The sequence below is a fragment of the Peribacillus phoenicis genome (genome assembly GCF_047238085.1).
Classification (GTDB): Bacteria; Bacillota; Bacilli; order Bacillales; family DSM-1321; genus Peribacillus.
Window position 1 is genome coordinate 970453 of sequence record NZ_JBDFMF010000001.1, and the last position, 13166, is coordinate 983618.

The window sequence follows — 13166 nt, forward strand, 5'->3', positions numbered from 1 at the left end:
CTCTCTGAATTACCGCTTTTTATTCCCGCCAACTTTACTCCACCCTGACTGAATTCGTTTCGATTGATCGAAAATATGAGAGTGACGTTTCCCGCCAAACCATTTTTCGCCGATGCCATTCGTCACAACGCCATTCACAGCTGTAATGCCAATAACGCAAGCAGCGACTAAAAAAAAGTCCAAAAAGTAACTGATCATCAAAACCCTCCTAATATTTTCAAGCTATTCAAGTTCCATTGTAGTGGATAAGAAAAAATCTGGAAAGTATAATCTAGCAAATGAGGAGATTAAATTATGAATTGGTATGATAAGCTGAACCAGTATTTCCCTATTGAAGAAATGAAGTCCAAAGAACATATTGAAGTTCTTTTAGAAGATAAGCAGGAAATATATAAAAAGGATGAAGGTCCCGACCATGTTTTATTGTATGTGGAAGGAGAAGAGTTTATATTCGTTGATTACCTTTTTGTATCAAAGAATTCAAGGGGGCAGGGATTAGGAAGGAAATTAATTCAAAAATTGCAAAAAAAGCAGAAAACGATCTTGCTGGAAGTAGAACCAGTACAAGAAAATGATGACGATACATTGAAAAGGCTGAAATTTTATAAAAGGGAAGGATTCCAGCATGCCTCTTCAATTTCCTACAGCAGAAAATCCCTTGCCACCAAGGAGAATACGCCTATGGAAATCCTATATTGGCCAGCAAATCCATCAGTTGATGAAGAAGACGTATTTGATTTCATGAAAGAGATTTATTCTGAAATCCATACTTACAAAGATGATGACCTATATGGGAAATCTTATCAAGATGTTGAGGATGTACTAAGCTTGAATGCAAGTCAGGAAACGGATATTTTTAAAGAGATGGAAATTTAAGAAAAAAGGGGCCGGGCGTTTCACCGGCCCTTTTTAGTTTGTCGGAAAAAGTACGGTGGACAGGTCGAATAAATTCGTGAACGGTCGAGTAAAGTCCGGTGTATGTCGAATAAATTTGTGAACGGTCGAATAAAGTACGGTGCAGGTCGAATAAAGTACGGTGCAGGTCGAATAAATTCCGTGAATGGTCGAAAAAACTGCGTGAACGGCTGAAAAAACAGCTCAGTACGTCGAAAAAGTACAGTAAGGGCCGAAAAAAGTGTTCCAAAAGAAAACAGCTGGAACGTTTTTTAAAGAAAATGGCGAAAAACTGTCCTTTCTTAAAATTTTTGCATAAAGGAGGTTCGGAATGGTCTCACCCAAACCACGATTTTAAAATAAGACTTGTTTATCGTTTATGGCTTTTTACTGTTCTATGAAAACCCTCAATGGATTGAAGAAAATTGCGACACTCCTGCCGAAAAACTGGCTAGCGGAGACCCTGGAGGCACGTGCTTTGATGCGGATTGGCAGGCAGTCGGCGGAAAGGGAACGGATTTCTGAAAACAACTGTAATGTTTTTTTCGACTGCAGGCAAACTGTCTTTTCTTTTTGTGCATTTTTTGCGGGCAAATGAATATCTATAACTTCTTGGATGGTAGATTACTCACTTATCGCTGATTTTTTCGAATTACTTTTTTACTTTTGGAAATATATGTGCTAAAAGAATGGTTTTTCTTGTAAAAGGAGGAATTTGCTTTTTATTAAAGAAAATATATTAACATGTTCTTGTTTATTGACAAAGATAGGGGGTAAATAAAAGTAACGAGTTAATAAAAAAATCATGAGGGCCGAATTGAGAGTTAACTGAGAATGGTAGGTAGGTATTTTCAATTAGAAAAAGCGGTTTTAATGTATTACATAAAAAACAGAAAAAGCTATAGTACAGGCTAAACTAGAAGTTTAAAAGGATTTTTCCAAATATCAAAAAGGGTATTCATTTTAAAAAATTTAGTGTATAATAAAGAAAATGAAATACTTATTTAAAATTATTTCAAATTAGAGTGGTACTTATGAATACTAATAGTAGATTTCCCCTCATAGATCACCGATTCTATATTTAGGGAGTGTGAGTAAACATGGTAACATTATATACATCACCTAGTTGTACTTCATGCAGGAAAGCAAAAGCATGGTTAGAGGAACATGAGATTGGATATAAAGAAAGAAACATTTTTTCAGAACCGTTAACGATTGATGAGATTAAAGAAATTCTTCGAATGACTGAAGATGGAACCGATGAAATCATTTCAACACGGTCAAAAACTTTCCAAAAGTTAAACGTAAATTTAGAGAGCCTGCCTCTTCAAGAATTATATAAATTGATCAAGGAAAATCCAGGTCTGTTGAGACGTCCGATTATCCTTGACGAGAAACGGCTTCAAGTTGGTTATAACGAAGATGAGATAAGACGCTTTTTACCGCGTAAAGTTCGTACCTTCCAGTTACGGGAAGCACAACGCATGGTCAACTAATAAGGTCTTTCAAGCTCTGCCAGGAAATGTGCAGGGCTTTTTCTTTATACATAACCGATTTTCCGTTGATTTTTTTTACTTAATGACGGGTAACATAACAGGATTCAAAGGCGACAGCAGACGTTTCGGATTTGCAGCAGGTTTCTTGAACCGGTCATCATTTAAAGAAAAAATAAGAATGCACACCATCATGCCGTGTATATAATAAGGCATAAATGGCAGGAAGTTTAAAATTGAAGAAAGCATTAGGATAGTTGCATGCGGATGAATTTTTTTATAGAATGAATGGAATATTAGGCAAACAATTGTTTTTTAGATAAGTAATGTTTTTTATTTCCCTTCTTCAAGGTTTTGTCATAAAATGATGTAAAATAGTCTGTTTTAATGGCTATCATGATTTACAGTATTCACTTACGGGTAAAGAGCTTTTAAGAGCAATTTTCGCTTGGGGGTTATTATCCCTTCAAAATGAGAAAGGAAGGGAGAGGGGAATCATGGAAATCGAACGCATTAATGACGATACAGTTAAATTTTATATTTCCTATATAGATATTGAGGAAAGAGGCTTTGATCGTGAAGAAATTTGGTACAGCCGCGAGCGAAGTGAGGAACTTTTTTGGGAAATGATGGATGAAGTGCATCAAGAAGAAGAATTCATGATTGAAGGACCTTTATGGATTCAAGTTCAAGCCCTTGAAAAAGGCTTGGAAGTTTTGGTCACAAAAGCCCAGCTTGCCAAAGATGGTCAGAAACTCGAGCTGCCTCTTTCAGATGATAAGTTAAGGGATTTGAATGTATCAGACAAGATGGATACGCTTCTTGATCAACATTTTCATGGGAAAGATGAAGAAAGCGGTATGACATTCGAAGATGGTATGATTGAATTCATCACGACTTTCGAGGATTTTGAAGATGTCATTTCATTAAGCAAGCGTCATGGCTTGGATGACTGGACGACAAAACTTTATGTTTATCAGAATAAATATTATCTTTATATCGAATTTTCCGAGGCTGAGATTGATGAGGAAGAAATCGATAATGTTCTAAGTCTTTTATTGGAATATAGTCAGGAGTCACCTATAACGGTGCACATGCTTGAAGAGTACGGGAAGATAGTTATCGAAAATGATGTATTCACAACGGTCGATAAATATTTCGCATAGACTGTTGAGGCCGATTTCAGTAGAAATCGGCCTTTTCGTCCAAAAATGAATGTATTACCTTAGCAGGGAGGTTTTCATCATATGCCTGCGTTTGTTAATTGGAGGTAGTCTAGGTGAAGAATATAGTTGGCATCGGTCTGCTTATTCTCTTGTTGGTCGGCTCTTGGTATTTTCTAATAAATGGCGTCGATGGCAGGGTGATTTTTTATTCCAGCCTTATATTGACCCTTTTCTTGGTGATAATTGGATTCAACATTTTCCTGGAAAACAGAGATCCCATCGAGACCATAACGTGGCTGGTTATTTTTGGCGCTTTCCCATTCGTCGGTTTCATCTTTTACTTTTTGTTTGGCCGTAACTTTCGGAAAGAAAGGATATTTCGCAAGAAGTACTTTTTGGATAAACAGAGTTTCGTGAAAATAAGCGGCGAGGCGGAGTATAATGACCGAATTAAGGAAATGGGCGAGAACCCTCAGCAGTTAATCACTCTTGCAAATAGGCTGGGGAATAGCCCTGTTTCATTTACGACGGAAACCCGGGTGTTAAGGAATGGTGATGAGACATTTTCCAATATCATCGAAGAATTAAAAAAAGCCACACATCATATTCATTTAGAATATTATATTGTTAGGGATGACCGCATTGGCGGTCTGCTAAAGGACACCTTGATACAAAAAGTAAAAGAAGGGGTAGAGGTCCGATTTCTCTATGATGCGGTTGGTTCCTGGAAGTTAGCTCGTTCATATATCGATGAACTGAGGAGTGCGGGAGCTGAAATGGTTGCTTTTGGTCCGTTGCATCTCCCTTTATTAAATAATACATTCAACTTTCGCAACCATCGTAAAATAATTGTGATAGATGGCTCTGTCGGTTTCATCGGCGGTCTCAATATTGGGGATGAATATTTGGGACAAGATCAGAAATTCGGTTCTTGGCGGGATACGCATCTTATCATAAAGGGGGAAGCGGTCAGGACTTTACAGCTCATATTTCTGCAGGATTGGTATTATAGCACCAATAATAGTTTTTTAAGTGATGAATATCTCATGGCTGGCCTGCCGAACCACCATGGACATGGCGGAGTTCAATTGATTGGCGGCGGGCCGGATAGTGAGTGGACGATCATTAAAAGCATTTTTTTTAAAATGATCGCTTCGGCAGAAAAGTCCGTCTGGATTGCCTCTCCGTATTTCGTTCCTGATGACGATATCTTTCAAGCATTGAAGGTAGCTGCCTTAAGTGGTTTGGATGTCAGGCTGCTCGTACCGAAGAACCCCGATAAACGTATCGTATTTCATGCTTCGAGAACTTATTTTCCCGAATTGCTCGCTTCCGGAGTTCGTATATTCCAATATAATGAAGGCTTCATGCATAGTAAAATCATCATCGTTGATGACCAACTGGCGTCAATTGGGACAACCAATATGGATATGAGAAGCTTTCACCTGAATTTCGAAGTCAATGCTTTTCTCTACCGGACTGAAAGTACTCTGCAGCTGGTGAATGATTTTTTGGAAGATATAAAGGTATCCCAGGAAGTGGAGATTGATGCGTTTTCCAAACGGAATTTCGGTTTGAAAGTATTGGAGTCCACATGCCGATTGCTTTCACCCCTTCTTTAGATAGTAACTTTCCTTTATGCCGATCAGGCATTTTTTTTTGCGGATTAAAAGGAATCCTAAGCGAAGCAGGCGAATGTAGTGGATGAGGAGGAGATGTATGCTAACTGCGATAAAGAAAGATGGAACTTGGATTACCCTCCCTGAAAAGATACCGGCAAACGAGATTGATGAATGGAGAAAGTCAGCAGATTATTACTGTCCATGCTGCAAGATGGAAATGACCATCAAAGCGGGAAACGTGAGGATCCCTCATTTCGCACATAAAAATCGTTCTTCATGCCGTGCTTCTTCAGAACCGGAATCCGCCTATCATTTAATGGGAAAAAGAAAATTGTTTCAGTGGTTATTATCACATGGTTACCAAGTGGATCTAGAAGCCTACCTTCCTGAAATTAAGAAAAGGGCTGATATTTTAGCTGTGATAGGAGGCAATCGCTATGCAATAGAATTTCAATGCTCAGTTATCCCCGAGGTGGAATTCATGGAAAGGACAAGAGCCTACCAAAGCATAGGCATCAAGCCAATCTGGATCCTCGCTGCAAAACGCTTAAAAAGGAAAAGGTTGTATGAATTCAGTTTAACCCGCTTCCAATGGCTCTTCGTCACCGGCAGCTTCCATCATCCGTTTCTGTGGATGTATTGCCCGGAAACTGATCATTTATCAGTATTAAAGAACCTCACTCCGTTTACCCCTAGAACCGTCTTTGCCGAATTGACAACAGCTTCTTTAAAGCTCCTTCCCCCTAGTCGTGCATTGCCCCAAAATTGCTTTGGTTTCCCTTTTCTGCCTGCGTGGAGATATAAACGAAATGGCTGGTCCCTGCATCGAGTGAAAACAGCACGCCGATGCGATCCTTTTTTCGAAGAGCTTTATTCACACCATATTACACCTGCGACACTTCCCATTGAAGTGGGTGTTCCCGTCAGGGGGATGCTGTTGATCGAAACTGCCTCGATCGAATGGCAGGCATGGTTATACATGGATGTGTTTCAAGAGAAAAGAACAGGGGAAAAGATTTTTATGGCTGATATTATCTGCATTTTTAGAAGGCGCTCAAAAAAAGGGGAAATAAAGTTCAGACCGTTGCCATTACTTCATGAAAAACCAATCGAATATCCTGTAGGTCAATATATGATGCTTTTGGAGCAATTGGGTTATCTATCAAAGCTGGAAGAAGGGGTTTTTAAGGTTGAAAGGGAATTTACCCTTGCCTTCACCAGTGATCAAGCTCAAATTTCGGAAAAAAATTTCTATGATAAACATAAATTGATGATGGAAAAGGGGAATATCCAGTATAATCAGTGATAACATCTCTATTTATCCTGAATTCAGATGAAATGGCAGGATTATTTTTGTTAATGGAGAAATAGTAATAAGAACTGAGATTTAAAAGCTATAAAAAGAATGAACGCCGAGTGAACCATTGCGGCGTCTATCCGGTTTACGAGTTAGCCCAATGGCAAGTTTCTATAGAATGAGGAGGAATTTTTTATGGCACAGGAAACAAAAACGAATACATTACCTTCAAGAAGTGAAATAGCTCCTGAAGATACTTGGAGACTGGAAGATATCTTCGCAACCGAGGAAGATTGGGAAGCTGCCTTCAAAGCGGTAAAGGAAGACCTCAAGAAAGCGGAGGCACATAAAGGCACGTTGGGTGAAAGCGCAGAAAAATTATTCGCGGCGCTTCAACTCCAAGATGAAGTATTCGAGAAGTTAGGGAAAGTTTATTCTTATTCACATATGCGCAATGATCAAGATACAACCAATCCTTTTTATCAAGGGATGGAGGATCGGGCAAAAGCTTTATATGCCCAGGCAGCGGCTGCGTTTTCATATATGGTTCCTGAACTATTGAGTATTGACGAAAGCAAAGTGGAAGGGTTCTTGGAAGAAAAAGAAGAATTGAAATTATACAAGCATTCTTTAGAAGAAATCAATCTTCAGAGACCACATATCTTATCTGCAGAGCAGGAAGAATTATTGGCGCAGGCATCAGAAGTACTCGATGCATCGGGCAATACTTTCGGTATGCTTAACAATGCCGATTTGAAATTCCCGACCATCAAGGATGAAGAGGGAAATGAAGTGGAAATAACTCACGGAAGGTATATCAGTTTCCTTGAGAGTGAAGATCGCCGTGTACGTGAGGAGGCATTTAAAGGGGTATACAGCAAGTATGGGGAGTTCCGCAATACATTTGCTTCAACCCTGTCAGGTGAGGTGAAAAACCATAACTTCAATGCCACGGTTCGAAAATATGATTCAGCACGCCAAGCGGCGTTAAGTAATAACAACATTCCGGAGACTGTATACGATAATCTCGTTAAAACGGTCAATGACAACTTGCCATTACTTCACCGTTATCTTGATTTACGTAAAAAAGTACTGCAATTAGATGAACTTCATATGTATGATCTATTCACTCCACTTGTTAAAGAAGTGAAGATGGAAGTGACATATGACGAGGCCAAGGATTATGTCCTTAAAGGACTTGCTCCGCTTGGGGAGGATTATTTGAACGTTTTGAAAGAGGGATTTGAAAACCGGTGGGTCGATGTGCATGAAAACAAAGGGAAACGAAGCGGGGCCTATTCTTCTGGTACATACGGGACAAATCCTTATATTTTAATGAACTGGCAAAATAACGTCAATAACTTATTCACGCTCGTTCATGAGTTTGGACATTCGGTCCATAGCTACTATACACGTAAATATCAGCCATATCCATACGGGAATTATTCAATATTTGTAGCGGAAGTTGCATCGACTTGTAATGAAAATCTGTTGAATGATTATTTATTGAATTCAATTGAAGATGAAAAGAAACGCATTTATTTATTGAATCATTACCTGGAAGGTTTCCGCGGCACATTGTTCCGGCAAACGATGTTTGCAGAGTTTGAACATACCATACATTTAAAGGCTCAAAATGGGGAAGCGTTGACAGCGGATATGCTTACTAAGGAATATTATGAGCTGAACAAGAAATATTTTGGCGAGAACGTGACCATTGATGAAGAAATCGGTTTGGAATGGGCGCGTATTCCACACTTCTACTATAATTACTATGTTTATCAATATGCGACTGGAATCAGTGCAGCAACAGCATTGAGCAAGCAAATCCTTGAAGAAGGAGAGCCTGCTGTCAAAAGGTATCTGGAGTTCTTGAAGTCAGGAAGTTCCGATTATCCGATTGAAGTACTCAAAAAGGCTGGTGTCGATATGACAAAAGCCGAGCCTGTACAAGAAGCCATGGATGTATTCGAAGAAAAATTAAATGAGTTGGAAGAGCTTTTGAATAAATAGGTTGTGAAAAGGACCCAAGCACTGCCGGGTCCTTTTCATCATATATGGATGTCCGTCATAATCCTTTAAAACGATTTCTCTGATTTAAGCTATGAAGAATTATAAAGAAAACAAAAAATAAAATAGGGGAGGTAAAATACAGAGGAATGAGGTTCATGATACCGAGTAGCTGGACAAATAGCGACCCTATCAAGAGTATGAGTAGAATAAAGACTTTCAATTTGGTCACCTCCAACCTGGCAGCAGAAAAAGCTCATCTGCTCTTTATTAGATATTATGTTTTAGAATAAGCAGTATTCTAAGAATATGACAATAATGTGAAGTTGCGCACAAAGTTCTTGCAATTAAGGTGTGTAATCTGCTATAGTACAGATATAGAAGTTATCACATCCCAAACATATACCCCTTTGTTTGTTCGTCGTGAAATTTCTCCCATCCCCTTATTCGTATAAATAGATGAAAGCCCCAGCAAATTTAGCGGTTTGCCGGGGTTTTTCATTTGCATGAAAAGTAAAATGAATTAAATGCGGCATTAACAGAAGTTAAAAAAGGCCTAGGCATTAAAAATGATAATGTGATATATTTCACAAATAGATGTATTCCTAATCTAGATCAGATATTAAGCGGATATCAAAAACACTTATAGCTTTAAATAAAAAGGGCTCGTATTTAGCTACATATCGGAAGGGATAATAAAAAAATTAAAAATATATATTGTGAACAATTTGTGAAAAGTTACACATATAGTTGAAACACAAATAGGTTATCTGTTATATTATTTATTGTGAAGTGAATCACAAACAAACTTATACCCCTTTGTTTGATCGTGAAAAATTTCTCCCATCCCCTTATTTTCTTATAAAAAGCCATGCAATCTTTTGATTGCATGGCTTTTCCTTTAATAAAACAAAGAAGCAGTCAAATTCATGACTGCTTCTTTGTATATCTCCAAAACGTTCCGTATTTAGCAGGAATTTTCTCTGCCAACTGTTTTAAAACAAGCTTTTTCATTTCCAACTCGACGTTATTCTTATTCATATTATAAACGGTTTCAATTTCCTTCGTGGCCACTAGCTTGAAACAGCTTAAAAACTCTTCGAGAGAGGGGGGTTTTGCAGGGGCTGGAAGACCATTCAGCATATCTTCTAAAATTTGAACATATACCTCGTAAGAATAGACACCTGAAACTTTTATTCCCTCTTCTTCAATATTTTGATTGAAAAAGACAAGGGAGGGTATTTCAGTCACTTCCATTTCGCTCGTGATCTTCATGTCACATTGAAAGCCTTTGGCTGCACTGGAAGAATTGATATCATAAAGGAATTCTTCCACATCCAATCCAACCACCTTGGCACATTCGGTCAAGACTTCGATATTGGATATATCCTTTTTTCCTATGAATACATATTCTTGAAGCTGCCTTAAAAAGCGAATGGCCAATTTACGGCCCTGTAATTCCGCTGCTTTTATTGCGATGGAAGCTGTATATGGAGAAGAGATTGGGTTTTCAGACCAAAGGCTTCCGTCGCAGGACATTCCCGAGCGGCTGGCAGTCTTTTCCCAAACTTGAGCAATGTTTTCATAATTTTTATTTTTCCCCATATTAAGAGAATCGATTTTACCGCTTAAAACATGGCGTAAACTGAACAATTGGCCATATTCTATCTGTAATTTCCTAATAATTGGTTCTAAGCCCCAGCATTCGGGACAAAGCGGATCAACAAAAACATAAATTTCAATTGGCTTTTTTCCTATATCATAGCAATGCTGCGTCTTGATCCAATCGGAAATATTGAAAACTGGTTTTTGTGCGCTCAACTGCCTTCTCCTTTCCCGTCAGTTCCGGATGTATTGATCATATGCTGTGCCGTCAAATAGAGACGGTGATAGAAAAACTCCCTAATCTCACCGTCAAGGCCAACTTCGTTCATAGCTTGATACATGCATGAGAGCCATGCTTTCGCACGTTCTGGTGTAATTTCAAAAGGTATATGTCGAGCCCGCAACATAGGATGGCCATGCTCTTCTGTATATAAAGAGGGACCGCCTAAATATTGAGTCATAAATTGTTTTTGTTTACGGACCGTTTCTGTTAAATCGTCAGGGAATATTGGCTGCAGATCCGGGTGTTGACTAACGTTGGAGTAAAACACATCAATTAACTTGTGTAATTGCCCTTCTCCAATTAATTCATATGGTGTAGGGTTCCCTTGCATCATGTTGATTACTCCTTTTAAAGAAAGATGGTTGATATTTATTCATATTTTATCAATGACGTCCTGATATAACAAATATATAGCTTAAAGAAAATTTTACATCTGTAGTATGACACAGGGGAATGATCCGGAAATGACAGGTTTTGGGGTGCTTTACGATTTGTTAACAATTCGTGGAAAAAGAATAAATAGACATGAAAAAACTGACCCTTCACAAATAAACAGGGTCAGCTTGCTTTAGCTTGAAAATGTCCCATAAACTTTCTGAACATAGTTCTGAGTTTCTTTAAAGGGGGGGATGCCATTATATTTATCTACGTTTCCAGGCCCTGCATTATAAGCAGCAAGGGCAATCTGGATGTCCCCGTCATAACGTGCCATCATTTGACTTAAATATTTACTCCCGCCCATGATGTTTTGTTCCGGATCGGTTGCATCATCCACCCCAAGGCTTTTTGCAGTTGCTGGCATTAACTGCATAAGGCCAGTTGCACCCGCATAACTGGTGGCTTCAGGGTTAAAGTTCGATTCTTGTTTAATGACGGACTTAATCAGTTTTTCCGGGAGATTATATAAGCTGGCCGCCTGGCTGATGATACGATCATAATTTGTTGCGGTTTCACTGCTCTCATTGTCAGCAGGGGCAGTGGATACCGGGTTGATGTTCATGGATGTCAGGCCGCCGGGTTGAAGGAAGGACTTCGTTTCCGCTTCCACGCGTGATAAAAGGGAACCCAATGTCTGCGAAGCGCCTTCAAGAGCATCACCCGAAACCAGTTCCGAGAGCATGTCCTGGAAAATGGATCGAGATGAATTTGCATTTGTGTTGTTGCCATTTGTGAATTGCTGGATTGCCTGCAATTCCATGAACGTTTTGAAATCTTGGATTTTCAAACTCTCCACCTCCGAATGGTTCAAACAGGATTATTTTTGGAATTTGGCTCGATAAAACCTCTTTACTTTATTTTCGGTTTCCCTTACCGGAATTTGAAGGGTTTCAAGGAGGGTCAGGAAATTTTTTTTCCCGGAGTTTGCATCCGTCACTTCATATTCAAGCTCAAAGTCTTCCTGATTCAAATACGAACTATGATCTAAAACAAGTAAACCCTCTTTGTAAGGAAATTCAAAACGGTCCGTCTTTAATGTCCCAAAGCAGGTAAAGTCTTTTGGATCAATTCCGCATTCGAGGATAAGAAGTTGGATCTGGCCATCAGGGAATGTGTTATGATTCAGAAACGCATTAGCGGTTTCTTCAGAGATATCTTGATTCGTTTCCAATAATCCTTCTGTAGCGGGCTGTTTTAATGTCAGCTCGTAACGCCCGTTTTTCTCGCGGATCCTAAGGGCAGAGTCTTGATTTTTCAAAGTGAATCCGAGTGTATCGAAGTAATGATTTTTCTGTGTTTTAAAGTTCGATGCCCCGACATGAAAGTATTCGATCAGTTGCTGAAATTCTTTTTCGCTTAAGAGGTTTTTAAATTCAATTTCAATATGCTGGTTCATGTGTTCCATCCTTTCTGGCTGATTCTTAGGTTAATCATATAAGAACCATTCCAGCTGTCAAATTGGATTCAATAATTTTTTGCTATTGTACTTGAATATTTAGGAATCAATTGCAGGATATGATAAAATATAAACGTTGAGCATGAGAAATGGTATATCGTATATATAGAAATTTAATACATACTTTTTGCTAGAAAGATTTAATTGGATCCAGTGGTGAATTGGCATAAAGTCATGTGACTGCTGGATTTAGGAGAGCGTTCTGCCCATACCAGAGTTGAACAGGCGCTTTTTAGATAGATATAGGTGGTGTGGCAATGGAGAGTTGGGACGATTTCTTGGCGCCTTATACTCAGGCTGTCGAAGAATTAAAGGTTAAGCTAAAAGGATTAAGGAAACAGTTTGAGAGAGAGAATATTCACTCACCGATCGAATTTGTAACAGGCAGGGTAAAGCCGATTGTCAGCATTTTGGATAAGGCGAGCCTGAAGGATATTCCCATTGATAAATTGGGAACGGAAATACAGGATATTGCAGGGCTTCGGATGATGTGCCAGTTCGTGGATGATATCGAACAGGTAGTTGAACTATTACGAGGTCGCAATGACTTCGAGATAGTCGAGGAGAGAAATTATATTTCGCATAAAAAAGCAAGCGGCTACCGTTCTTATCATGTTGTAATCCGCTATCCGGTCCAGACGATCCATGGCGAAAAAAATATCCTTGCCGAAATTCAAATCAGGACCCTTGCGATGAATTTTTGGGCGACGATCGAACATTCTTTAAATTATAAATATAAAGGCATTTTCCCGGAAGATATTCAACTGCGACTCAAACGTGCAGCTGAAGCTGCCTTCCTGCTTGATGCAGAGATGTCGCAAATCCGTACGGAAATCCAGGAAGCACAGCGTCTTTTTTCCAGGAAGAAAGATTCTTGAACGCATAAATGGGTAAACGAGAAG

At 39.0% G+C, this 13166-nt stretch carries 13 protein-coding genes; 7 read left to right on the forward strand and 6 right to left on the reverse strand.

From position 1 onward, the window contains the following. Nucleotides 1–9: 9 nt before the first annotated feature. On the reverse strand, nucleotides 10–198 hold the full coding sequence (locus ABC374_RS04850; RefSeq protein ID WP_101224111.1) for a hypothetical protein: 189 nt from the start codon (nucleotides 196–198) through the stop codon (nucleotides 10–12). Nucleotides 199–294: 96 nt separating this feature from the next. Here ABC374_RS04850 and ABC374_RS04855 point away from each other — a divergent pair, with 96 nt between their 5' ends. The 6 genes from ABC374_RS04855 to pepF all read left to right on the forward strand — a co-directional run bounded on the left by ABC374_RS04855 (nucleotide 295) and on the right by pepF (nucleotide 8485). Next, on the forward strand, nucleotides 295–876 hold the full coding sequence (locus ABC374_RS04855; RefSeq protein ID WP_137017214.1) for a GNAT family N-acetyltransferase: 582 nt from the start codon (nucleotides 295–297) through the stop codon (nucleotides 874–876). Between the two features lie 1118 nt (nucleotides 877–1994). Beyond that, complete coding sequence (spxA, locus tag ABC374_RS04860; protein WP_034314502.1) at nucleotides 1995–2390, forward strand: transcriptional regulator SpxA; 396 nt, start codon at nucleotides 1995–1997, stop codon at nucleotides 2388–2390. 494 nt (nucleotides 2391–2884) lie between these two features. Continuing rightward, nucleotides 2885–3553, forward strand: coding sequence for an adaptor protein MecA (gene mecA / locus ABC374_RS04865; RefSeq protein WP_034314498.1), 669 nt, complete (start codon nucleotides 2885–2887; stop codon nucleotides 3551–3553). Nucleotides 3554–3666: 113 nt separating this feature from the next. Then, entirely contained in the window at nucleotides 3667–5175 is a 1509-nt protein-coding gene (gene cls, locus ABC374_RS04870; RefSeq protein ID WP_413016264.1) for a cardiolipin synthase, read from the forward strand. Between the two features lie 97 nt (nucleotides 5176–5272). Beyond that, nucleotides 5273–6481: a competence protein CoiA gene (locus ABC374_RS04875; RefSeq protein ID WP_413016266.1), complete on the forward strand. Its 1209-nt coding sequence runs from the start codon at nucleotides 5273–5275 to the stop codon at nucleotides 6479–6481. A gap of 186 nt (nucleotides 6482–6667) precedes the next feature. Then, a complete protein-coding gene (gene pepF, locus ABC374_RS04880; protein ID WP_413016268.1) occupies nucleotides 6668–8485 on the forward strand; it encodes an oligoendopeptidase F in 1818 nt (605 codons plus the stop codon). Nucleotides 8486–8540: 55 nt separating this feature from the next. Here pepF and ABC374_RS28805 read toward each other — a convergent pair whose 3' ends face one another. The 5 genes from ABC374_RS28805 to ABC374_RS04900 all read right to left on the reverse strand — a co-directional run bounded on the left by ABC374_RS28805 (nucleotide 8541) and on the right by ABC374_RS04900 (nucleotide 12204). Next, nucleotides 8541–8714, reverse strand: a complete 174-nt coding sequence (locus ABC374_RS28805; RefSeq protein ID WP_488199283.1) for a hypothetical protein — start codon at nucleotides 8712–8714, stop codon at nucleotides 8541–8543. Between the two features lie 695 nt (nucleotides 8715–9409). Continuing rightward, on the reverse strand, nucleotides 9410–10303 hold the full coding sequence (locus ABC374_RS04885; protein ID WP_413016270.1) for a ClpXP adapter SpxH family protein: 894 nt from the start codon (nucleotides 10301–10303) through the stop codon (nucleotides 9410–9412). After that, entirely contained in the window at nucleotides 10300–10704 is a 405-nt protein-coding gene (locus tag ABC374_RS04890) for a globin domain-containing protein (protein WP_413016272.1), read from the reverse strand. Before ABC374_RS04890 ends, ABC374_RS04885 begins: the two co-directional genes overlap by 4 nt. 234 nt (nucleotides 10705–10938) lie before the next feature. After that, the gene (locus ABC374_RS04895) at nucleotides 10939–11604 is read right to left on the reverse strand and encodes a lytic transglycosylase domain-containing protein (RefSeq protein WP_413020272.1); all 666 of its coding nucleotides are present in this window, start codon (nucleotides 11602–11604) and stop codon (nucleotides 10939–10941) included. Nucleotides 11605–11625: 21 nt separating this feature from the next. Further along, a complete protein-coding gene (locus ABC374_RS04900; RefSeq protein ID WP_413016274.1) occupies nucleotides 11626–12204 on the reverse strand; it encodes a CYTH domain-containing protein in 579 nt (192 codons plus the stop codon). Between the two features lie 317 nt (nucleotides 12205–12521). On the opposite strand from ABC374_RS04900, the gene yjbM reads away from it, so the two are divergent. After that, nucleotides 12522–13142 carry a GTP diphosphokinase gene (gene yjbM, locus ABC374_RS04905; protein WP_034314484.1) on the forward strand — a complete coding sequence of 207 codons (621 nt, stop codon included), beginning with the start codon at nucleotides 12522–12524 and terminating at the stop codon, nucleotides 13140–13142. Nucleotides 13143–13166 lie beyond the last annotated feature (24 nt).